Genomic DNA, 21483 nt, shown 5'->3' on the forward strand with positions numbered 1-21483 from the left:
GAGGCGCATCAAGCTGGGGCCATGACGAGTGCAGCCCTCCGCAGTAGGGCGTGGAAACTGCTGGAGATGGTCACGACGCCGCTGCTGCCGTCGGACTACCTCGATCTGGTCAGTCCGCTGCGTGCGGGCGCCGACCTGCGTGGGCGCATCGAAGCCGTGCATCCCGAGACGAGTGACGCCGCGACCGTCGTGATCAGGCCGGGACGCGGCTGGCGCGGCCATACCGCCGGTCAGTACGTGCGGATCGGGATCGACGTCGACGGGGTGCGCCTGTGGCGTGCCTACTCCATCACGTCGCCGACAGACCGCCAGGACGGTCGCGTCACCATCACCGTGAAGGCGATCCCGGACGGCAAGGTGAGCAACCACCTGGTCCACAGGACGAAACCGGGCACGCTGATCCAGCTCGACCAGGCGACCGGTGACTTCGTACTGCCGGAGACCAAGCCCGCGAAGGTGCTCTACCTGACGGCCGGCAGCGGCATCACACCGGTGATGGGCATGCTGCGCGACATCGAGTTCGACGACGTCGTCCTGGTCCACTGCGCGCCACGGCCGCAGGACGTGATCTTCCGCGACGATCTGCACGAGCTGGTCGCGGACAAGAAGCTGCGTCTCATCGAGGTGCACACCGACACGGACGGCAGGCTCGATATCGGCCGTCTCGACGCACTCGTGCCCGACTGGGCCGAGCGGCAGACCTGGGCCTGCGGGCCCGCGGGCCTGCTCGACGCCGCCGAAGAGCACTGGACCCGGCACGGCGTGCCCGAGCGCCTGCACACCGAACGCTTCCGCCCCACCATCGCCGCCGTCGGTGACGGTGACGGTGGCGAGGTCACGTTCAGCACCACCGGCAGGACCGTCGACGCGGACGGCACCACGCCATTGCTGGATGTCGGCGAGGGAGCCGGCGTGCTCATGCCCTCCGGGTGCCGCATGGGCATCTGCTTCGGCTGCGTCACGCCGCTCAAGGCGGGCACCGTCCGTGACCTGCGCACCGGCGAGATCACCGAGGCCGAGCCGGGCGTCCTCATCCAGACCTGCGTGTCCGCCGCGGCGGGCCCCTGCGACATCGAACGGTAGGAAGCACCTTGACCGCCATCGACCCCACCGCCCATCTGACCGCGGAGCAGATCGAGGAACTCGGCCGCGAGCTGGACGCGATCCGCGACGAGGTGATCGCCGACCGCGGTGAGAAGGACGCCGCCTACATCCGCAGGGTCATCTCGGTGCAACGCAAGCTTGAGCTGGTCAGCCGGGGCGTGCTGCTGTTCTCCATCTTCCCGCCCGCATGGCTGATCGGCACCGCGGGTCTGTCCGTGGCGAAGATCATGGACAATATGGAGATCGGCCACAACATCCTGCACGGCCAGTGGGACTGGATGCGGGACCCGAAGATCCACTCCACCACCTGGGAGTGGGACCACGTCTCGCCGGCCGACCAGTGGAAGCACTCGCACAACGAGCTGCACCACACCTACACCAACGTGATCGGCAAGGACAACGACCTCGGCTACGGCATCATGCGCGTCGACGAGGACCAGAGGTGGCACCCGTTCCACCTCGGCCAGCCGCTGTGGAACTTCATCAACGCCTGCTTCTTTGAATACGGCATCGCGGCGTACGACCTGGAGCTGGGCAAGAACCTGCACAAGCGCCGCCGCAAGAACCCGGAGTTCCGCGCGCGGGCCAGGGCCGTGGGCCGCAAGATCCGCAAGCAGGTGCTCAAGGACTATGTGATCCACCCGCTGCTGTCGGGCCCGTCCTTCCTCACCACGCTCGCCGCCACGTTCACCGCGAACCTGATCCGCAACCTCTGGACCCACTCGGTGATCATGTGCGGGCACTTCCCCGAGGGTGTACAGGTCTTCGAGCGCCGGTCGATCAAGGGCGAGACACGCGGCCAGTGGTATCTGCGCCAGATGATGGGCTCGGCGAACATCAGCGGCAGCAAGGCCATGCACTTCATGACCGGCAACCTGTCGCACCAGATCGAGCACCACCTGTTCCCGGACCTGCCGAGCAACCGGTACGCCGAGGTCGCGGTGAAGGTGCGCGCGCTGTTCGAGAAGTACGAGCTGGAGTACGTTACCGGGCCGCTGCCCAAGCAGGTGTTCTCCGCGTGGTACAAGGTCTTCCGGCTCTCCCTGCCGAACAAGAAGCCCAAGGTCAAGAAGCCGGACCGCGGGCAGGAGCTCGTCGCGGCCTGATCCCGGTACGGGTTCGGACCTTGCGGCCGCAGCGGTGGCACCACCGGGTTCGGTGAGATCCGTTCCGGACGGTGGGCGCCCGCGAAGCGCTACGGCCGGCTCGGCGGGGGTACGTCAGCGCCTCGGCGCCGGCACGCAGCCTGGATGCGCTTGCCCGCGGCGCCGCGGGCGGCGCTCAGGTCGGCCCTCGGCCGGTGCGGACAGACGGCCGACCGTACGAGTCGGCCCGCGCGGCTGCGACCACGCGCCCCCGTGCGCCGCCTCCGCGAAGCCCTCCACAGGCTCCGCCCGCCCGCCCCGCCCACCACCGGCACCCTGGCGGACCGACCCCGGACCGGACGGGCGGCCACATGGTGACCACAGGTGCCGGTCCACCAGGTGGGGAGGGGTTCGGGCCCGAACCAGATCTGGTGGATCACGCGCGGAATCGGGATCTCACTGCTTCGGAGCCGCGGGAATCCTGTGGGCGGGAAGGCCGCGCAGTGCGTACGACAGCAGGGGCTCGGGCAGTGCCTCGCCGGTGCCGTCCCGCCAGGCGAGGGGCAGCAGCCGGACGCCGGGGAGATGGATGACGTGATAGGTGGGCAGCGGGGTGGTCGGGTGCAGCGGGCGGGCGGCGAGCAGCACCAGGCCGCCGGGGCGGACCGAGGCGAGCGCGTCGCCGATGCCCCCATTGGTGCCGGTCGTCTCGATGACCGTGCTCCGGGAGGCCCCGGGGGGCAGGGCCAGCCGGACGAGACGGGCGAGCAGCCCGTCCCCCACGACCCGGGCACAGGCCCCACCGGCAACGCGGGCCGCCGCGTCGGCGGTGGCCGCCCAGGCGCGGGCCGCGGCCTCCGGCGACGGACAGCCGTACGCCCAGCTCTCCCCGGCCGCCGGGTCGTCGGCGAACCAGGCGAGACGCGGTTCCCCGGCCGCCGGGTCGTCGGCGGACCGGGCCGGACGCGGATCATCCCCGGGCTCCGCCGCCGTCGCGACCGGGCCCGCCACCCGCCGCCACACCGTCATGCCGCGCCCCCTTCCATCAGCCGCGCCGGAGAGACCGCCCGCCCGAGCCGCGCCGACGCGTACGCCGCCTCCACCACCGCCTGGGTGCGCAGCCCGTCCGCCAGGCTCACATCCACCGGCGCGCCCTCCCGTACCGCCCGCGCGAAGCGGGTGAACGCCCAGGTCCGCAGCTCGATCGCGGACGGTGCGGGCTCGGCCGGGCCGCCCTCCTCCGGGTGCCGCGCGCCTCGCCGGGTGAGCGTGAACCCCGGTGTCAGGGACACCTCCCCCGCCTCGCCCCAGACCCGTGTCCGCATCCCCCCGCCGCCCGCCGCGCTGGCACTGCCGACCAGCGTGGCGACCACCCCGCCGAACCGCAGCACCACCCCCACCACATCCTCGATCCCGGGGGCCGCCGCCGTCGCCGAGGGCGCCGTCTCCGCGTACACCCGGTCCGGCTCCCGGCCGATCAGCGCCCGTACGGCGTCGATCTGATGGATGAGGTTCATGATGAGGAAGCCGCCGCCCGCGCGCTCCTTCGACAGCCGCCAGGTGGTGGCGACCCGCCCGCTGATCCCACCGAGGAAGTACGCCGCGGGCTTGTCCGTGAGATAGCTGGTGGCGACGCCGAGCGGGGTGCCGATCTCCCCGGCCGCGATGGCCTCGCGGGCCCGGCGGAACCGTGGATCGGTCCGGGTCGGGAAAAGCATCCCGGTGCGCTCCCGGGCCGTCGCCGCCCGCTCGGCCATCCGCCGTGCCGTGGCCAGATCCTGGGCCACGGGCTTCTCCAGCAGCACATGTCTGCCCGCCGCCAGCGCCGCCGTGAACAGCGGCTCATGGGTGTCGTGCGGCGTCGCGACGATCACCGCGTCGACATCCGTACGGGCCAGCAGGGCCGCCACCGATGCCTCGGCCCGGCCGCCGTACCGCCCCGCCGTCTCCTCCGCCAGCTCCGCGACCGGGTCATGGCAGGCCGTCAGCTCCGCCTCGCCGCTGTCGGCGGCGGCGAGCGCCCTGGCGTTCTCGATACCGATGTCGCCGCAGCCCAGCAGGCCGAAGCGGAGCGGGCGGACGGCGGGCGCGGTCCGCGCCGGGGCCGGGAGCCGGGTCGGTGCCGGGCGGGGAGTGTCCCAGTGCAGTACGGCGCTGACGAAGGCCCGGTCCTCGGCGAGCCGCCGGTAGACCTCCGGGGCCCGGTGCGCCGGATAGTCGGCCAGCACATCCCGTACGGTGAAACGGCGCTGTTCCAGCAGGGTGAAGAAGAGATCCCCGAGCCGGTCCTCGTCCGCCTCGGACAGCCCTGACACATGCGCGCCGCGCAGATCGAGCCCCCGGTCGTGGAGGTGCCGCAGCGGTACGTCCGCCCGCTCGGCCCGGGGCGAACCGAGCAGCACCACCCGTCCGCCGTCCGCCGCCGAGGCCAGCGCGGTGGCGAGCCCGGGACCGCTGTCGGTGGCGTCCACCACCAGCGGGGTGGAGCCGCCGTCGTGGTCGTCGGGGGCCACGAACGCGGTGCCGGGTTCCGTACGGCAGGTCCAGGCCCGCGCCGACGACGCGGCCACGGCCCGCACCCGGGGCGCACCGAGCGCGGCGGCCAGCCGGCGGGTGATGACCCCGAGCAGCCCCTGTCCGACCACCGTCACCGGCTCGCCCGCGCGCTGCTCCCCGGTCTCCAGACCGTGCAGCGCGGTGAGCGCGAGCTGCCAGACCGCCGCGTCGGCCGGTGGTACGCCCTCGGGGACCGCGCGCACCTGGCGTACGGGGACGACGGCGACGGAGGCGTGGCGCGCCCGGCGGACCGCCACCCTGGTCCCGGCGGCGGGGCCCGCGCCGTCACCGCCGCGTACCGTCCCGGCAGCCATATAACCGGGGTGCTCCGGGTAGCGGGCGTCCGCCGTCGGACGGTCCAGCAGAATCGCCCGCTCGGTGCCGGGCGACAGCACACTCACCCCGATGTCGACCACGATCCGGCCGGGTTCGCCGGGCGGCTCGTCCCGCTCGACGATCTCACAGCTGCCGGGACCGGGCAGGACCACCTGTCGCATGCGCGCCTCCACGGGAAATGCGATGACACCGATCATCACGGCATTCACCGGCACCGGCCAGAGTACGCGCGGACCGGATTCCCGGCCGTCGCCGGAATGACCGAATACCATGCCCTGCTGGTACGGGCCAATTCCTGTGCGCCGTGGATGCGGCGGAATATCGCGCCGCGCGGAACACGGCTGAATTCTCTGCGCCACGGACCGGTTGACCATACGCCATTCTTCGGGCAGGCTAAGGCGGATGATGGCTTGGGCTTTGCGTAAGCTGGAATTCGATCCCCGTACCGTCTCCTTTGTCGAGCACGATGTCGCCCGTCTTCGCGCACGGCTCCGGCAGCGGCGGTGGGCGCGCGGCACCCGGAGTGCCCCGGTGCCGCGCGGAGTCCATTTGGGCTGTGGTGCCCGGCGCGTTCCCGGCTGGCTCAACTGCGATGTCTCCGGATCCGAGTGTGATATCGATCTGGCGGCCGGGCGGCTGCCCTTCGCCGACGGTTCGGTCGACGCCGTGGTGATGCAGCACGTCGTGGAGCATCTGGAGCTGAAGGGTCAGCTGATCCCGCTCCTCCGGGAGCTGTACCGGGTCTGCTCCGACGATGCCGTGCTCTGGCTCTCCTGCCCCGATCTGGCCAAGGTCTGCGCCGCCTACACCGCCGACCGGGGCCGCGCCCTGAAGGAGGACCGCTGTCGCCGCTGGCCGGACTACTCCCTTGACGGCGCTCCCGTCCAGCAGTTCGTCAACGACCTCTTCCAGGCCCGTGGCCGGCACCGCAATCTCTTCGATCTGGAACTGCTGGCCTGGGCGCTGGAGCAGGCCGGTTTCCGCTCCGTCGAGCGGATCGCCGAGGCCGATCTGCTCGCCGCGCACCCCGGTTTCCCGCCGCGCCACGACGACGAGCAGTCACTCTACGTACGGGTGTGCAAGTCCCGGTAGTGGCACCACAGATCGTAGAGCGGGATGTCCGCCGGGTCGGCCTGGCCCGGCTTGACCGGCTCCGTCCAGTGGACCAGCAGCGGCGGCGGTACGACGGGGTGGACGATCGCGCCGTCCTTCGCCTTCACCCCGGGTGTCCAGGCGAAGATCTCCGCTGGGACGGCCGGATCACCGGTGGTGGTGCGGAGCCGGTGCAGACTGGTGTACGGCAGCCCCGAGGTGACCATGAGATAGTTCAGGAACGGCTGTTCGTAGCCGAGTTTCATATGCGGTGCCAGCTCCCGGGCGCCCGGCAGCGCTGCCTGGATTCCGGCCGGGGTGAGCGCGCCCCTCCGGGAGGCGACGAACCCGGTGTTGGCCCGGTATCCGTACTGCTCCTCCGTCAGCAGTCCGGAATCCCGGACGGTCTCCTTCCAGGCGCGGCCGGGAAGATGCGACGTAGCGGTGACAAAGCCGTAGTCGGCGAGATGCCCGAAAACAAAGTCGATGTTCCGCAGCACCGCCGTGTCGCTGTCGATGTAGAGAAATTCATCGAACTCGCCCTCCCAGGCCGCGAGCTTCCTGAAGTGCCCTTTCGTTCGCGGGTGGAAGGAGAGACTGATCTCGTCGTACCGGGCCAGTGCCGCCCCGTCCGCCCAGACGGTGAACCCGTACCGGTCGGCGAGCGCGGCGATCCGCCCGTAATCGCTGTCGAAAGGGATCAGCCGGAGCGGGATATCGGGATTGGTCAGACGGAAGCTGTTGAGAAACGCGGTGACCAATTCCGCCACATGGTCATTGGCCACGAAGTACACTCCGCGGGTTCCGGGCATGGCTGATCGCTCCCTTCTCGTACGGTCGCGGGGAAGAGCGGGAAACGGGTGTCGAGGGCCCGGCGGAGCGGTCAGCGGCCCGGCCGGGGGGCAGGAGTCCGCGCCGGGTGGTCAGGAGCCCGGCCACGCGGTCAGTGGCTCGCCGTGCACCGCCTCCGACGCGAAGCCGTCCGGACCGGCCGGGCGGTCCCCGAGGACGGTCACCCGGTAGAGGGTGCGCCGGTGGTCGGTGTGGTCCAGATCGGCGGGCTGGAGATGGGCCACCGCGCGGTTGTCCCAGACGGCGACGTCACCGGCGGCCCAGCGCCAGCGGACGGTGTGCTCGGGACGGCCGATGTGCCCGTGGAACAGTTCCAGGAGCAGCCGGCTCTCCCAGGGCAGCAGCCCGGCGATCCGGCTGACCGACGCGGGCGGCACGAAGAGCGCCCGCTCGCCGGTCTCCGGGTGGACGCGGACCACCGGGTGCACGGAGAGCAGGGTGTCCTCGGTGAGCCGCCGGATCACCGCCACATCCTCCTCGTCGGAGAGCAGCAGCTCGCACCCGGCGAAGAGGGTGTGCTCGGCGCGCAGCCCGGCCGCCAGCTCCCGGAGCGGGGCGGAGAGCCCCTGATGGGCCGCGACCAGACTGGTCCACTGGGTGTCGCCGCCGTGGTCGGGCACGGTCTCCGCGCGCAGGACCGAGATGGCCGGCGGATTGACGGCGGCGGCCAGATCCACATGCCAGCCGGAGTCGGGGCGCAGCTCCTTGGGCCGCAGCCGCTCCTCGAAGCGGCGGCCGTAGCGGGTGTCCTCCGCGTCCGGGTCGACGGTCAGGATCTCCGGATATCCCTCGGGGTGGACGCCGTGCTTGGGGCCGGGCCGCCGGGTCAGCGGGCCGAGGCGTCGCCCGAACGCGATATGGGCGGGGTGGCTCAGCCGCTGGCCCCGGAAGAAGACCACCTTGTGCCGGAGCAGCGCCGCGCGGATCGCGGCGAGCACGGCGGCGGAGAGCGGCGCGGCGAGGTCCACTCCCGGGATCTCCGCGCCGATGCCGCCGGTGAGGCGCCGTACCTCGATCCCGGCGGAGCTTTCCGCGGCGATGGCCATAGGGCTTCTCCCTCGTTGACGGCTCCGGGGCTGCCCGGTCGTGGTGGCCGGACGGCCGGGCCCGGGTCAGGACCAGTACAGGGTGGTGCGGTCGTCCAGCTCGCCCATCAGCAGATTGATGGTGGTACGGAAGGAGCCGTCGCCCGCGTTGGGCGCCACGGCGTGCACATTGGCGGTGTCGAAGAGGTAGACGTCCCCGGCGCGCACGGGCACGGTGAGCTGTTCGATGCCGGACAGCGACTCCATCGGATAGCCGTAGCTGTCGGTGTGCATTCCGTACGCCTCGCGGCTGGCCCGGTCCGGCGCGATGTTCCAGTACAGCAGCTCGCCCCCGGAGTCGTTCTCCACACACATCAGGGCGTTGCACAGATGCCGCACCCGCCGCACCTCGCAGCCCGCGATATGCCGGGCGTGGCGGATGGCCTCGGCGTCGTCGTGCGGCGCGAGCACCGGCCGCCGGCTGTCGGAGCGGGAGCGCAGCCGGTACGGGGCGGCGCTCCGGCCCCCGTGCTCCGCGAGCCGCAGCCGTACGCCCCGCGCCGCGAGATGGTCGCGGTACTCGTCCAGCAGCGACAGCGGGGTCCGGCCCGGGCCCGCGCAGAGCGTCTCCAGCAGCGGACGCGCATGCTCCGCCTGGTTGAGATAGGCGTCGAGACCGGGCGCGGTGAAGAGATGGTCACCGCACCAGTAGTCCGCGCTCCGGCCGCTGTACTTCTTGCTCCGCAGCAGCGCGCTGCTCCAGAAATTCCGCCGGATCCGCTCGCAGACCTCCGGGGAGAGCACACCTCGGAAGATCGCGCCCGCGATCCGGCCGCCCAGCACATTCGTCCAGACCCGCCAGTCCGGCGTGTCCCGCTCGGCGAAGCGGAAGTAGTCGGCGGAGTGGACCTGCCCGGTGAGCCGGACCGGGGCGGAACCGGTGGTCGCCACCACCCACCTCCCTGGGAGAAGGACCTGAGAGAAAGATACGCGAGCAGGGTCGCGGAGTCAGTGGGCCACGCTCACCACGGTGTGTGGTGAGCCATGGACTTTCTGCGCGCGCTCCTGCATCGCCATCAGACCGGCCAGGCCCTCCGGCGTGTAGAAGGCGCTCAGCTTGGTGTAGCCGTCGAACTTCACCTCCTCGCCGTCCCGGGAGACGGCGGTGGCGGGCTCCGCCAGCAGCCGCGCGTCCTGCGCGACCCACGGATGGCCCGCCGCGCCGTCGGCCCGGATCCGGTCAAAAAGGGCGCGCAGCGCGGGTCCCGAGAAGCTGCCCGTGTGGTAGACGGCACGGCTGCCCCAGTTCAGCGTCGGATGGTGGCTGCCGAACTTGACGTAGTAGCGGCGCCTGCCCTGGCCCAGCCGGGTGTACGCGTCCAGGCTGATCCACTCGCCGTCGGGCAGATGGAACCCCTCGGGCGTGATGATCTCGGTGTGCGGGAAGATCCCCCGTACCGTGTCGGGGTAGTACTCCCGGGCCTTCGCCCAGAACGGCCAGGCCATGGTCACCTTGGCGTCGTAGAGCGGCGTCGGCGGATGGTCGAAGACCAGCTCACCCTGGGCACACGCCTCCATCCACTGGTCGAAGAAGCCGTTGTAGCGGAGGTCGTAGAACTCGTGCGCGCGGACGAATCCGCAGTCCTTCCAGTGCACGGCGTCCCAGGCGAAGTGCCGGATCCCGGCCTCCCGCAGCCGCTGGACGGTGTAGTGGACGCCATGCGGCCGGGAGGCGTTGCCGGTGAGGTGGTGGACGACGGGATCGTCCCCGAACCGGGCCCGCAGCGACCCGGCGAGGGTGTCGATCAGCGGAGCGAACCGCGGCACTGCCGCGCCGAAGTCCCCGGGGAAGGCCCGGTAGACCGCCTGCACCTGATCCGTGATCTCCCAGCCGGAGGCCGGGCACTGTACCTCGGCGATGGCGCCGGGGGCGGGTTCGTCCGTACGGAAGTAGAGCGGCAGCGCGAGCTGGCGCTCCGTCAGCCCCTGATGGAACTCCCTTCCGCGCTCCGGCGGCTGACCGGCCACGATGGTCTCCGCGATGGCGGGATCGGCGTCACCGCGCAGGCTGGCCAGGAAGACATCGCGGGTGATCCGCTGGAACTCGCGGATCAGCGCGTTGCGCTCGATGAACCCGCGCAGCACCGCCGGATCCAGTGCGTAGGGACGCGGGGAGATGAGATTGGTGAAGCCGACCCCGGCCCGGGTCCGGTCCTCGATGGACTCGTCGATGAAGCGGTACCAGGGGTGCGTGCCCTCCGCCATCCGCGTCTCCCTCACTCGGCGGTCAGCGCCGCACGGTCGAATTGGTAGAGCCGGGCACAGTTCCCCGAGGTCACCCGCTCCCGCGCGGCCTCGTCGGCATCGGCCAGACAGCGGTCGAGCACCTCGCCGGAGTGCGGCCAGCTGCCCTCGTAGTGCGGATAGTCGCTGCCCCAGAGGAAGTTCCCGGCGCCGAGCCTGCGCATGGTCAGGACCCCCACCTCGTCATCGGTGAAGGTGGCATGGACCTGGCGGCGGAAGTAGTCGCTGGGCGGCAGGGCGAGATCGGTACGGAGCGCCGGGCCCAGCTTGTCGTAGATCCGGTCCGCGTGCAGCAGATGGTAGGCGATCCAGCCGATGTCGTTCTCGGCGAGCACAATGTCCAGACCGGGGAAACGCTGGAGGATGCCGGAGAAGATCAAATCGGTCAGGGTGTGCTGGATCTCCTCCGGATAGCCCATATTGCGCTGGATACGGCCCATCGGCGAGGCGTAGTCGAAGAGCCGGGGGCTGTCCCGATAGCCGGTGAGACAGTGCATCGACACCGGCATCCCCAGCTCCTGCGCCGCCTGCCAGAAGGGGTCGTTGGCGGTGCCCGTGAAATCCCGCTCGGCGGGGGCCGAGGCCCAGACCGCGGCGCCCCGGAGCCCCAGACCGTGGCAGCGGCGCAGCTCCGCCACGGCCGCCTCGGTGTCCCAGAGCGAGATCAGCCCCAGGCCCGCCAGCCGCTCGGGGGCGTACCGCGTGTAGTCGGCGAGCCAGTCGTTGTAGGCCCGGAAGCAGGCGCGCTGGAAGGCACCGTCCGAGAGCCAGAAGAGATGCAGCGCCAGACTGGGGTAGAGCACTTCCCCCGCGACCCCGTCCAGGGCCATGTCCTTCAGCCGCGCCGCCGGGTCGCTTCCGCCGGCGCGGGCCGCCTCCACCACGGCCTCCGCCCCCTCGGCGAACTCCTCGGGCGAGGCGTCGGTGGCATAGAGCGAGGTGACCAGGGCGGGGCGCAGATCGTCACAGACGAAGTACCAGCCACGGCGCTCTGCGTCCCAGACGACCCGGGGCGCGCGGTCGCGGTAGCGGCCCTCAAGTCCGTCCGTCCACAGCCGCACCGGTTCGACCACATGGGAGTCCGCTGACAGAAGGGGGATACTCACCGGCCACTCCTCCCGGAGGATCGGGGCCATCGCGTTCCCGGGCGGAACGCTCTGGAACGCTCCCATTCTTCGGCCCGCACCCCGCCGGTCAAGGGTGCGCGCACCCCAGCGCCCCGATTCGGACACCCCGCGCCGCACGCCGCTGGTGCGCCCTCCGGCCGTATGCCACCATGCTGCGCATGCCGGTCGACCGCACGACCGCCCGAGCGCGTCAGGGCGCGGACATCCTGCTGCTCAGCGCCTCCAACTATCCGGCGCTGCCCATCTATCCCTACGCCTTCGTCCAGGTCTCGGCGGTGGCCGCGCGCCATGGCCGCACCGCCGCCCGGCTCGATCTGCTGCACACCCCCCGGGAGTCCTGGCGCACCGTCCTCCGCGCCGCGCTGGAGCGCACCGATCCGCTGCTCATCGGCATCCATCTGCGGCAGCTCGACTCCATCTTCATCTGGAACTACGCCGACTACGATCTCCCGGGCGCCCCACCCGTCCGCAGAAACAGCTACTGGCCCTTCCATGACACCCGACACCTCATCGCCCTGCTCCGCGAACTGACCGACCGGCCGGTCATGGTGGGCGGATTCGGCTTCACCACCCGCACCCGGGACCTGCTGGAACGGCTTCGGCCCGACTTCGGCGTCACCGGTGAACCGGACGAGATCCTGGCCCGTCTGGACGATGTGCTCGCCCGGCGCGATCTGGACCGTATCCCCAATCTCGCGCACCGCTCCGGCACCGGCTACACCGTCAACCCCCGTGTCTTCCTGCCCCCCGCCGACCACCCCGAGTACACCGAGGCCGTCCTCCGCGATCTGCTGGACTTCTACGGCCCCGAGCGGGTCACCGGCCCCGGCGCCGAGGTCCATGTGGCCGTGGAGATACAGCGCGGCTGCCCGTACCGCTGCTACTTCTGCACCGAACCCATGGTCAAGGGGCGCCGCCACCGCGTCCGTGATCTCGATGTCGTCATGGCCGACATCACCTTCCTCGCCGACCGGGGCGTCTCCCGTATCTGGCTGGTCTGCTCCGAGATCAATATCGGCAGCAACGCGCTGCTCTTCGAGATGGCCGCCCGGATGCGCCGCCTCAACCGGGGCCGCGCCGTCCCCGTCCACTGGACCTGCTATCTGCTGCCCAACCCGCCGCTGGCGCGCGCGGAGATCCGGATGCTGCTGGAGTCCCGCTTCGAACCCAGTTGGAACCAGTTCACCTCTTACCACGACGAGAACCTGCGACGCACCCGCGTCCCCTACCGCACCCGGCACGCCATCGAAGCCCAGATCGGCTGGCTGGAAGAGGACGAGGCACACCGCCGCGCACACGGCCTGCCCGTGCCGCCCCGGCGGCTCGACATGTTCCTCGGCAACACCTACGCCACCCCGGAGACCGTCGCCACCACCCTGCGCACCATCAACGAGCTGCGCCTCGGCGAACGCTTCGAGGACTCCTTCATCACCCGCGCCACCCGGGTCTTCGACATCGGGGACGGACTGCTCGCCGACACCTCCGCCGCGGCCTACTCCGTCGGCCCCGAAGGGCTGCTGGACCGGATCGACCTGGTGCACCCGACGTTCAGCTATCCGCCCGCCCTGGTCGAGGCCCTCGGCGGCGCCCGCGCGGTGGACGAGTTCTTCGCCCATGTCGAGAAGACCTTTCTCTCCCGCGCCTACCGGGCCCGGCTCGACTGGCGGGCCTTTCTCTCCCGGCACACCGACGGGCAGCGGCTGGCGGCGTGGTGTACGCGCCTCCGGGCCGCTCCCGGGGCACCGGAGCCCGGCCCGCCGCCCGGCCGGGAGCCCGGGGAGGACACCGCCGTACGCACCGCCGTGCACACCGTCCGTACCGCACTCGCCGCCGACGGCGGTACGGCGCTGCTCACCGGGCTGCGGACGGGGACCCCACCGGACGCGGGCACTGACGCCGACACCGACACCGGCACCGGCGCTCTCGCCCGCGCCCTCGCCGAACTCGCCATCGACACCGAGGCCGACCGCGTCCGCGCCGTCTTCGCCGCCCTCGGCCTCCCCGGCTACTGGGACGACCGCGTCGCCCGCACCCCGTACGACATCCACGCCGCGCTCGCCGCCCGCTTCCCCACCGCCGACGAGGTACGCGCCGCCGCCCGCGCCGCCGCGGGCCCCGGCGATCCCGCCCTGCCCCTGCTGGCGGTGGAGTACTGCCTGTACGACAACAACGTCCAGTTGCGCCCGGAGTACGCCCCGCTGCTCTTCCCCGGCTGAGCCGGCGGCCGGATCAGGGCACCCCGAGATAGCGCCCGGGGCCGCCCTCCCGCACCGTGTCCAGCGTCACACAGTGGAAGGACCCACCGAAGGTGTAGACATGCCGGAAGTCCACCGGCACACAGCGGAAACCCCACTCCGTCAGCGCCTCGATGAGCGGCTGCTCCTGCCGCTCCACCACCACTGTCTCCGGGTCCAGGGAGAGCACGTTCATGCTCACCCAGGGGCTACAGAAATACATCGGCCACTCCCGGGGCAGCGTCGGCGGCGGGGCGGGCCGGACCTCCCACCCGGCGAACACCTCGTGCGGCACATAGCGCTCCGGGTGCACCAGCAGCTTCCCCGGCGCCAGCGGCGCGAGAGTGGCGTCGATATGCATGGCGTGCGGATCGTCGGTCTCCACCACCGTCACCCCGAAGCCGGGGCCGAGGGCGCGGCGCAGCCAGTCGATCCCGAAGTCATTGGTGACATGGCTCCGCTGCACCACCAGATCGCGGCCGAAGCGGAGGAAGTCGGCGGCGTCGAAGACCGGCTCGAACTCGGTCACCGCCCAGCCGTCCGCCCCGCCCCCGTACAGCTCGTCGGTGAGCTGCGGGCGCGGAGCGGGCAGCCAGCGGGCGCCGCGCCGGAAGTACGACTTGATCAGCGACCGGAAGGCATCCACCTCGTGGTGGCGGCAACGCCAGGACATCGGCGCCTCGATGATGGCGTCCCCGACCACCATCAGCAGATCCCGCGGCATCCCGGCGTAGAGACCACCCCGCGCGCTCCAGTGCGGCGTCCCGAACGGCACCTCGTGGTCGACGGCGTCCGGCCGTACCACTGTGATCCCGTGCCCCTCCAACACCGCGACCAGGCCCTCCAGCTCCTCCTCGGCCGCCTTCAGCAGCCCGGCGGGCAGGGGCGCGCCGCCCAGTTCCCGGAAGACCGGGCGAGCGGCGTCCGGCACCACCCGTTCCATCGACTCCTGCCAGTCGGGGAAGACCCCTCCCAGCAGACTGCCCACCACCACCTCCCGCAGCGGATCCCACTCGGTGTACGAGTTGACCGCGGGCAGCGGTGCGCGCGCCCGGGCGTCCGGGTGCCTCGCGTCGTTCGTCATGCTCCCCCACCTCGGCGTGGGTCGGATGTGGTCGGTCGCCGCTCACCGGGGCCGTCCGGCCGCCGGGCGGCGCTGGCGAGGCCGCCCGCGGTCTCGCCCCCGTCGATCACCAGGGTCTGACCGGTGATGAACGCGGCGTCCGGCGAGGCCAGATAGGCCACCAGCGCGGCGATCTCCTCCGGTGTGCCGAGTCGGCCCAGCGGCAGTGTCCCGGCCTGCTCGGCGAGCTGTTCTTCGGTGTACTCGGCCCGTTGCATGGGCGTGAGCACGTAACCCGGACATATCGCGTTGACCCGGACCCTCGGTGCCAGTTCCAGTGCCAGGGTCCGCGTGAGTTCGATCAGGCCCGCCTTGCTCACGTTGTACGCCGCGTAGTCGGGCATACCCACCATGCCGCTGACCGAAGCGGTATTGATGATGACTCCCCCGTCGGACTTCATCCGGCGTCCCGCCTCACGGGCCACGAGGAAAGCCCCGGTGAGGTTCACCCGGAGTGTCTGTTCCCACTCGGCGAGCGAGGTCTCCAGGAACGCCCGCCGGATGCTGATACCGGCGTTGTTGCACACCACATCCAGTCCACCCCAGACGGCGTCCATCCTGGTGAACGCCTCCCGTAGGGAGTCCTCCTCCGCGACGTCCGCAAGCAGGGGCAGTACCCCTTCCGTGGCATCGTTCGCGAACCGTCCGAGGGCGTCCCGGTCTCGGTCGAGAACTGCCACCCGCGCGCCCTCCTGTCCGAAGCGCCGCGCGATGGCCGCGCCGATTCCTGATGCCCCGCCGGTGATCAGCACACGCTGCGATCGATACCCAGCCCGTTCTGCCAAGCCTGGCCTCCTCAGTCGGTCAAGGTCGCCCCGGAGTTCGGGTGCCGTGCCGGGCTAGGACGCGCTTGGATCGTTCCCGCGCGAGAAGTCACCGAACCGCAGTGCGTCATAGAGCCGCTTCCCGGTGGACGGAGGGCTGAAGAAGAAGCGGGTCGACTCCGTCCGGCGCAGCAACCCGTACACGATGAAATCACGGACAGTGGCCTTCCAGTATTCCGGCCCGAGAATTCCGAGCAAGGCCAGATACTGAGCAGCGCCCAACGGTCGGCCGAACCAGTGGTTGACCGAGACCGACGCGGAGTGGGCACGGATGTCGTGCCACCAACCACGCGGTATGTAGAGCAGGTCGCCGGGGCTCATCCGTACGGAGCGCAGCACTGCGTGCTTCAGTCTCGGAAAGCGCCGCACATCCGGAGCAGCCAGGTCAACCCGGCTGTTCACCAGGTTGCCCGGAAAGGGGTAAGCCGCCCTGCTGTCCCGCCAAGCGAGCAGAGTCACGGTCTTCTCCCCCCAGAGCTGGCAGAAGAAGTTGTCCTTCAGGTCCGAGTGCAGCATTGAACGTGTCCCGGCGGAGCCGATCCATACTCGGGTATCAGTGGGATATCCGTCTGCCGGGAGCAGCGAGGAGAAATCGCAGTCAGCCGGGTTGAAGATCTCGTGAGCTCGCTGGTACGCCAGATAACAGGGCGCGGAGGGTCCGGCAGACTCCATCCGCTCGACAAACTCGCCGAAAGTCAGCTCCCGCTCGTAGCTCTGCTGGTCCTGCGGGAAGAGAACACCGCTATCGGGGAGATCCATCAAGGCAGTCACCCGCCGCTCGCCGTGGCGCTCCGCCAAGGCGGTCGGGTGCCACGCAGTGCGGGCCGGCCAGGAGTCGAGGAGACCGGAACAGAGCAGCGGACCAGAGCGCCGGGCGACAGCACGGCGCAGCACACCGATGCCGGAAGCTCCCACCCGTGGTATCCGGCGAACCGTCAGCCCTCCGTCGAGGAACCGCAGCGCCATCGCATCTGATGGATCCGGTGGCTTGTCCGGGAACTCCAACTGCTCTCCGAACGGCCCCGCTCCGGATCGTCGGATAGTCATGACAACTCACTGTCCGGGCTTGTCCATCTCTTGTACAGCCCCCGAAGCCAGCCACCCCAGCACGAGCGCCCACTTCCGGCCAGGCAGCCGAGCTTCAGCCTTCGCGAACCCGCGGCGCCGCGGCTGGGCCATCTCCGCGCGGCCCCCACTGCTGATCTTTTCGCAAGTCCGGTGGGTGTGGTGGGTGGATGGTCGGGCCGGTGTGGGTGAGGAAGGAGCATGGCGGTTTCGGGTTGTTGTTGACGCGGTGGATACCTTGTTCGGCGAGGCCGGCGAGATTGGCGAGTTCGCGTTTCTTGAGCGAGGACCACAGCAGTTCCACCGGGTTCAGCTCGGGAGCATGGGGGGTAATCGCTCCAGGGTGAGCCAGTCCTGGTCGGCGACCCATGCCCGCATCGCGCGGCTCCAATGCGCGGACAGGCTGTCCCAGGCCAGGATCACTTGCTCACCGCGGTAGAACACTTTCATTCGTCAAGAGCCCGCCGGGGGACACTCCGGTACCCAGGGAGGCTCCCCGGCTCGGGCGGGGTTCAGTAGGCGAAGCTGGACGTGCCCATGGTCGTGGCGACCTTCAGGACACCGCTGCCCGGTGGCAGCGTGGTGACCGTGCCCGGTTTCGGAGCACTGGTGGTCGTGCCGTCGCCGAGCTGGCCCTTGGCGTTGTCACCCCAGGCCGTCACCGACCCGTTGTCCCGGGCGGCCACCGTGTGGTCGCTTCCGCCCGCGATGTGGACGGCCCCCGACAGCGTCTCGATGGGCACGGGAGTCGTACGGTTGAGGAGGGTCCCGTCGCCGAGCTGGCCCTTGGTGTTGGCGCCCCACGCCCACACGGTGCCGTCGCTCAGGGTCGCGAAGCTCCCGTACGCCGTTGCGTAAAGGCTGGTGACCGCGTCGACGAACTGGACGTCCACCGGCTCACCGCTGTCGGTGGTGGTGTTGTTGCCGAGTTGCCCGTTCGTGTTCCCGCCCCATGCCTTCACCTTGCCGGTGGACGTCAGGGCCAGCACATGCTCGCAGCCCACCGCGATGGCGGCGATGTCGCTCACCCCCTTCACCTGCTGCGGGGTGTTGTGATCGGTCAGGTTCGCCGCGCCGAGGCCGAGTTGGCCCTTCGCACCCGCCCCCCAGCTCCAGAGGGTCCCGTCCTGCCCCAGCGCGACGCTGAACGCGCATCCGGCGCCCACATCCTTGACCCGGGTGAGGCTCTGGACCACCACCGGTGTCTTGGTCGGATCGGTTGCGGCCCCCGCCCCGAGCTGCCCCTTGCCATTGCCGCCCCAGGACATCACCCGCCCGCCGTGCACCGCGAGAGCGTGGTCGCCCCCGGCGGCGATCTCACTGATTCCGGACAGTCCGGCGACCATGGCCGGGAAGCCCTGATCCGTCGTGGTGCCGTTGCCCAGCTGTCCTTTGTCGTTGCCGCCCCAGGCCTGTACGGTGCCGTTCTCCATCAGGGCGACCGCGAAGGGACGCCCAAGGGATGGACCGTCGACCTGGACACCATCGCCCGTCGCCACTTCACCGCCGCCCCCCGCGAGCTCACGGATGCCGTCACGGACGAGGGCGAGCACGGGAGCGGGGGTCTGCTGCGCCACTGTGGAGCCGTTGCCGAGCTGCCCCGAGCCATTGGTGCCCCAGGCCTCCACCCAGGGTTCGGGAGCCAGGGCCCGCGCGGGGGCGGATGTCGCCGCGAGGGTGGTGGCGGCGGTCAGCACGGCGGTGGCCGCGGCCATGCCCGCCGTACGGAAGGAACGGATACGCATGCTGAGCCTTTCACGGAAGTACGGAGCCCTCGTGGGCTCCTGGCCGGGCCCGGGTACCCGGGCCCGGCCGACGGCAGGGGTGGTGGCGCCGGCCTGTGGACACGACCTAGCTAGTACGCGTACGTCGTGTTCCCGGCCAGCGACGCCGCGACGTTCTTGACGGCAGCCCCCTCCTTCAGGATGTTGACCGACTCGAAGCGGGCGACCGTCGTGCCATTGCCGAGCTGCCCCTCGCTGTTGAAGCCCCAGGTGAAGACGGTGTCCCCGATGACGGCGACCCCGTGGCGCAGTCCCGCCGCCAGATGCTGCACGCCCTTGAGCCGCTCGATCGTCACCGGCGCGTTGTGGTTGACGCGTGAGACGTTCAGCTCGAAGGTCTCGTCCTTCTCCAGAAGCTGTCCGTACTGGTTGTTGCCCCAGCCCCACACCACACTGTCGCTGCCCTTCGCGTAGTTGTGGAAAGCCCCGGCCTCGATCTCGGAGACATCCTTCAGCCACGCCACATCCACCGCCTTCGAGGACGAGACGTTGGTGGAGTTGCCGAGCTGTCCGTACAGGTTGTAGCCCCATGACTTGACGGTGTTGGCGTTCGTCTGCGCCAGGGCGTGATGGCAGCCCGCGTCGATGCTCACGATGTTTGTGAGGTCGGTGACCTGGACGGGCACGGAGCTGACGGCGTAGTCGCCGTTGCCGAGCTGGCCGTACATGCCACGACCCCATGAGTAGACCTCACCGCTCTCCAGCAGCGCGAGGCTGAAGTCGCAGCCCGCGGAGACCTGCTTGACCTTCGGCAGGCCCTGCACCCGGTCGGGGAGGATCCGGTCGTCGCCGGTCCTGTTGTTGCCAAGCTGACCGTAGGAATTGTCGCCCCAGGAGTAGACCTGGCCATCGGTGTCGAGGGCGAGCGCGTGCCGTCCGCCCGCGGCGACGTCCTTGATCTTCTGCAGACCCGGCACGACCGCGGGCACGGTCTGGTCCGCGCGGCCCCCGTTGCCGAGCTGTCCCGAGGCGTTGTCCCCCCATGACTTGAGGGTGGTACCGACGAGTGCGAGGGCGAAGGAGTCCGCGGACGAGGTGCCACCCGCCGACATCTTGTTGACATCGCTCCGGAAGAGACTGGTCACAGAGGTGGGCGTGAGGCTGTCGGTGAGGGAACCGTTGCCGAGCTGGCCGGTGCGGCCCGCGCCCCAGGACAGCACGGTGGGATTGACCTCCCCCGCGACGGCACGGGGCACGGTCGCCGACAGAGACAGCAGGGTCAGCGCCCCCGCCACAGCGATGGCACGCGCCCGGGGGCGGAAACGGCGGCGGACGCGAGGGGAAAGCGGCATGACTCTCCTTGGGGGATGTCGGTGATGTCGCGGAGGGGCGGCCAACGGCGGCCCTCGCTTCATAGATCACCCCTAATGATATGATTTATCCCATATGCTCCAATAGATGACGTCTCATCGGGCTATCCAGCGATATGGTTCTCCGATCGCTCGGTTCGCCCGATCAGCGGGGGCCGTTGCGCTCACGCTCCGGCCGGACCTCGCACCCGGATGGCGGCGGCCCGACGGTGCGAGGGCGCGCCGTACGGCTCCGGCCCGCCCCGCGCTCACCCGTGGACGGCTCACCCGGCCGGCCTACGGACCACCGCACACCGGGCGACGGAGTCGAGGAGTTCGCTCGCCGGTTCCTCGTCACGGGCGTACAGCGCCGGTTCCGTCAGCTCCATGGCGCGGGCCAGGCGACGGAAGGTCTCGGTGATGGCCAGGCACTCCCCGGGCGGGGCGACCGCCGGTTCGTTCCAGGTGATGTACAGATGGCCGTAGCCGTCGTGCACATCCAGGTGTTCGGGTTGCATGGTCGCGGGCAGCACGATGTCCGCGCAGTCGGCGGTGTCGGTCTGGAAGTAGTCCATGACCACGGTGAAGAGGTCTTCCCGGACCAGACCGCGACGGATCCGGTTCCGGTCGGGGGAACTGGTCAGTGGGTTGGCGCCGTAGACGACGAGCGGGTGGACCGGCGGGCCGTCCGGCTCCGGCAACCCTTCGGCCGACCGTGTCATGGACAGGGTCCGCACGGGGCCGGGCAGCAGGTCGTCCCGGAAGCGAGCTTCGCGGTCGGCGCCGAAGCAGCCGCCGGTCGAGTGGAGCAGGCCGCCGCCGTGGCGCTGCCCGTCACCGGTGACGGCGGGCAGACAAGCCAGGGTCGCACGGTGGTGCCGGCGCCCGCGTGGCGCTGGATGCCCTGGGACACCCGGATGGCGGTGGGCCGGGTGTGGGCGATGCGTCGGCCGAGCCTGACGATCTCTTCCTCGGGCACTCCCGTCTCCCCCGCGGTGCGCCGTGGGTCGAACTCCAGCACCCTCGCCCGGAACTCCTCCCACCTCAGGGTGCGCGCCTCCAGGTACTCACGGTCCTCGGCGCGCTCCTGGAGCACGACGTGCAGGAGGCCCAGGGCGAGCGCCGCGTCCGTGCCTGGGAGGGGCGCGACATGTTCGTCGGCCTGGACCGCCGTACGGCTGCGGATCGGGTCGATGACGACGACGTGCGCGCCGTTCGTCCGCGCGCTGGATCACCTTCCACAGATGGTGGTGGGTGGTGAGGGGACTGCTCCCCCACAGGAGGATCAGCCGGGAGTGCTCCAGGCTCTCCGGGTCGGTGCCCGCACTGGTGCCGACGGTGTACCGGAGTCCGGCGACGCGCCGACGATGGAACAGATCGTCATGTCGTGGCGCGAGGCGCCCAGCACGTTCCACAGTCCGCTGCCGGCCCGCCGCAAGGGGTTGATCAGTCGGTCGGAGGCGCGCGCGCGTGCCAGGAACTGGTTGACCTTCACGCACAGGATGCCTCGGGTGTACGGGTGGTCCGGGGGCCGCGCAGGGCGACCGCCCCGCCATCGCGTACCGCGCCACCCATGTGCCCCACGAAGCAGCCCGATCGGCGGAGGAGGAAGCGATCACCGGTCGCCATGGCTGGAACGGCCGCCGACGATGGAGGGACCGACCCCGGGCACGATATGCGCGG

General features: G+C 70.6%; 20 protein-coding genes. 4 read left to right on the plus strand and 16 right to left on the minus strand.

Features of this window, described 5'->3' with window-relative positions:
• Positions 1-21 precede the first annotated feature (21 nt).
• Both CRV15_RS01985 and CRV15_RS01990 read left to right on the plus strand, forming a co-directional pair.
• Positions 22-1083 (plus strand): ferredoxin reductase, encoded by a 1062-nt coding sequence (locus CRV15_RS01985; RefSeq protein WP_003955912.1) that lies wholly within the window; start codon positions 22-24, stop codon positions 1081-1083.
• 8 nt (positions 1084-1091) lie between these two features.
• A complete protein-coding gene (locus tag CRV15_RS01990; RefSeq protein WP_003962552.1) occupies positions 1092-2210 on the plus strand; it encodes a fatty acid desaturase family protein in 1119 nt (372 codons plus the stop codon).
• Positions 2211-2645: 435 nt separating this feature from the next.
• On the opposite strand, the gene CRV15_RS01995 is transcribed toward CRV15_RS01990, so the two are convergent.
• Positions 2646-3218 carry a hypothetical protein gene (locus CRV15_RS01995; RefSeq protein WP_003955910.1) on the minus strand — a complete coding sequence of 191 codons (573 nt, stop codon included), beginning with the start codon at positions 3216-3218 and terminating at the stop codon, positions 2646-2648.
• Positions 3215-5242, minus strand: a complete 2028-nt coding sequence (locus CRV15_RS02000; protein ID WP_230864186.1) for a Gfo/Idh/MocA family protein — start codon at positions 5240-5242, stop codon at positions 3215-3217. Before CRV15_RS02000 ends, CRV15_RS01995 begins: the two co-directional genes overlap by 4 nt.
• A gap of 256 nt (positions 5243-5498) precedes the next feature.
• Here CRV15_RS02000 and CRV15_RS02005 point away from each other — a divergent pair, with 256 nt between their 5' ends.
• Positions 5499-6173: a class I SAM-dependent methyltransferase gene (locus tag CRV15_RS02005; RefSeq protein ID WP_157849186.1), complete on the plus strand. Its 675-nt coding sequence runs from the start codon at positions 5499-5501 to the stop codon at positions 6171-6173.
• Here the strand turns inward: CRV15_RS02005 and CRV15_RS02010 are convergent.
• The 5 genes from CRV15_RS02010 to CRV15_RS02030 all read right to left on the minus strand — a co-directional run bounded on the left by CRV15_RS02010 (position 6146) and on the right by CRV15_RS02030 (position 11460).
• The gene (locus CRV15_RS02010; protein ID WP_003962549.1) at positions 6146-6985 is read right to left on the minus strand and encodes a glycosyltransferase family protein; all 840 of its coding nucleotides are present in this window, start codon (positions 6983-6985) and stop codon (positions 6146-6148) included. The two genes, CRV15_RS02005 and CRV15_RS02010, sit on opposite strands and share 28 nt — an antisense overlap.
• Positions 6986-7096: 111 nt before the next feature.
• Positions 7097-8071 carry a TauD/TfdA dioxygenase family protein gene (locus tag CRV15_RS02015; RefSeq protein ID WP_003955906.1) on the minus strand — a complete coding sequence of 325 codons (975 nt, stop codon included), beginning with the start codon at positions 8069-8071 and terminating at the stop codon, positions 7097-7099.
• Between the two features lie 66 nt (positions 8072-8137).
• The gene (locus tag CRV15_RS02020; RefSeq protein ID WP_009998039.1) at positions 8138-9001 is read right to left on the minus strand and encodes a hypothetical protein; all 864 of its coding nucleotides are present in this window, start codon (positions 8999-9001) and stop codon (positions 8138-8140) included.
• 57 nt (positions 9002-9058) lie between these two features.
• Positions 9059-10315 carry a hypothetical protein gene (locus tag CRV15_RS02025; protein ID WP_009998038.1) on the minus strand — a complete coding sequence of 419 codons (1257 nt, stop codon included), beginning with the start codon at positions 10313-10315 and terminating at the stop codon, positions 9059-9061.
• 11 nt (positions 10316-10326) lie between these two features.
• A complete protein-coding gene (locus tag CRV15_RS02030) occupies positions 10327-11460 on the minus strand; it encodes an amidohydrolase family protein (protein ID WP_029183128.1) in 1134 nt (377 codons plus the stop codon).
• A gap of 179 nt (positions 11461-11639) precedes the next feature.
• Between CRV15_RS02030 and CRV15_RS02035 the strand changes: the two genes are divergently transcribed.
• Entirely contained in the window at positions 11640-13697 is a 2058-nt protein-coding gene (locus CRV15_RS02035; RefSeq protein WP_003955901.1) for a B12-binding domain-containing radical SAM protein, read from the plus strand.
• Between the two features lie 13 nt (positions 13698-13710).
• On the opposite strand, the gene CRV15_RS02040 is transcribed toward CRV15_RS02035, so the two are convergent.
• From CRV15_RS02040 to CRV15_RS36510, 9 genes are all read right to left on the minus strand, one after another.
• Entirely contained in the window at positions 13711-14799 is a 1089-nt protein-coding gene (locus CRV15_RS02040) for a hypothetical protein (RefSeq protein WP_003955900.1), read from the minus strand.
• Positions 14796-15590 (minus strand): SDR family NAD(P)-dependent oxidoreductase, encoded by a 795-nt coding sequence (locus CRV15_RS02045; RefSeq protein ID WP_003955899.1) that lies wholly within the window; start codon positions 15588-15590, stop codon positions 14796-14798. Before CRV15_RS02045 ends, CRV15_RS02040 begins: the two co-directional genes overlap by 4 nt.
• 87 nt (positions 15591-15677) lie before the next feature.
• Positions 15678-16709, minus strand: coding sequence for a cupin-like domain-containing protein (locus tag CRV15_RS02050; protein ID WP_003962544.1), 1032 nt, complete (start codon positions 16707-16709; stop codon positions 15678-15680).
• Positions 16710-16803: 94 nt separating this feature from the next.
• Complete coding sequence (locus CRV15_RS36495) at positions 16804-17031, minus strand: hypothetical protein (RefSeq protein ID WP_003962542.1); 228 nt, start codon at positions 17029-17031, stop codon at positions 16804-16806.
• A gap of 5 nt (positions 17032-17036) precedes the next feature.
• Positions 17037-17177, minus strand: coding sequence for a hypothetical protein (locus CRV15_RS36500; RefSeq protein ID WP_003962541.1), 141 nt, complete (start codon positions 17175-17177; stop codon positions 17037-17039).
• 62 nt (positions 17178-17239) lie between these two features.
• Positions 17240-18472, minus strand: a complete 1233-nt coding sequence (locus CRV15_RS02060; protein WP_003962540.1) for an RCC1 domain-containing protein — start codon at positions 18470-18472, stop codon at positions 17240-17242.
• Between the two features lie 110 nt (positions 18473-18582).
• Complete coding sequence (locus CRV15_RS02065; RefSeq protein ID WP_003962539.1) at positions 18583-19803, minus strand: RCC1 domain-containing protein; 1221 nt, start codon at positions 19801-19803, stop codon at positions 18583-18585.
• A 281-nt stretch (positions 19804-20084) separates the two neighbouring features.
• Complete coding sequence (locus tag CRV15_RS36505; RefSeq protein WP_029183127.1) at positions 20085-20522, minus strand: molybdopterin-dependent oxidoreductase; 438 nt, start codon at positions 20520-20522, stop codon at positions 20085-20087.
• A complete protein-coding gene (locus tag CRV15_RS36510; protein ID WP_307786355.1) occupies positions 20519-20995 on the minus strand; it encodes a molybdopterin-dependent oxidoreductase in 477 nt (158 codons plus the stop codon). Before CRV15_RS36510 ends, CRV15_RS36505 begins: the two co-directional genes overlap by 4 nt.
• Positions 20996-21483: the final 488 nt, after the last annotated feature.

Origin of the sequence: Streptomyces clavuligerus (genome assembly GCF_005519465.1) — a bacterium.
Classification (GTDB): domain Bacteria; phylum Actinomycetota; class Actinomycetes; order Streptomycetales; family Streptomycetaceae; genus Streptomyces; species Streptomyces clavuligerus.

Excerpts from the sequence above, each read along its gene's own strand:
- CRV15_RS01985 (WP_003955912.1), top strand. The coding sequence starts at position 22 with ATGACGAGTGCAGCCCTCCGCAGTAGGGCGTGGAAACTGCTGGAGATG.
- CRV15_RS01995 (WP_003955910.1), bottom strand. The coding sequence starts at position 3,218 with ATGACGGTGTGGCGGCGGGTGGCGGGCCCGGTCGCGACGGCGGCGGAG.
- CRV15_RS02000 (WP_230864186.1), bottom strand. The coding sequence starts at position 5,242 with ATGCGACAGGTGGTCCTGCCCGGTCCCGGCAGCTGTGAGATCGTCGAG.
- CRV15_RS02010 (WP_003962549.1), bottom strand. The coding sequence starts at position 6,985 with ATGCCCGGAACCCGCGGAGTGTACTTCGTGGCCAATGACCATGTGGCG.
- CRV15_RS02015 (WP_003955906.1), bottom strand. The coding sequence starts at position 8,071 with ATGGCCATCGCCGCGGAAAGCTCCGCCGGGATCGAGGTACGGCGCCTC.
- CRV15_RS02025 (WP_009998038.1), bottom strand. The coding sequence starts at position 10,315 with ATGGCGGAGGGCACGCACCCCTGGTACCGCTTCATCGACGAGTCCATC.
- CRV15_RS02035 (WP_003955901.1), top strand. The coding sequence starts at position 11,640 with ATGCCGGTCGACCGCACGACCGCCCGAGCGCGTCAGGGCGCGGACATC.
- CRV15_RS02040 (WP_003955900.1), bottom strand. The coding sequence starts at position 14,799 with ATGACGAACGACGCGAGGCACCCGGACGCCCGGGCGCGCGCACCGCTG.
- CRV15_RS02050 (WP_003962544.1), bottom strand. The coding sequence starts at position 16,709 with ATGACTATCCGACGATCCGGAGCGGGGCCGTTCGGAGAGCAGTTGGAG.
- CRV15_RS36500 (WP_003962541.1), bottom strand. The coding sequence starts at position 17,177 with ATGAAAGTGTTCTACCGCGGTGAGCAAGTGATCCTGGCCTGGGACAGC.
- CRV15_RS02060 (WP_003962540.1), bottom strand. The coding sequence starts at position 18,472 with ATGCGTATCCGTTCCTTCCGTACGGCGGGCATGGCCGCGGCCACCGCC.
- CRV15_RS02065 (WP_003962539.1), bottom strand. The coding sequence starts at position 19,803 with ATGCCGCTTTCCCCTCGCGTCCGCCGCCGTTTCCGCCCCCGGGCGCGT.
- CRV15_RS36505 (WP_029183127.1), bottom strand. The coding sequence starts at position 20,522 with ATGACACGGTCGGCCGAAGGGTTGCCGGAGCCGGACGGCCCGCCGGTC.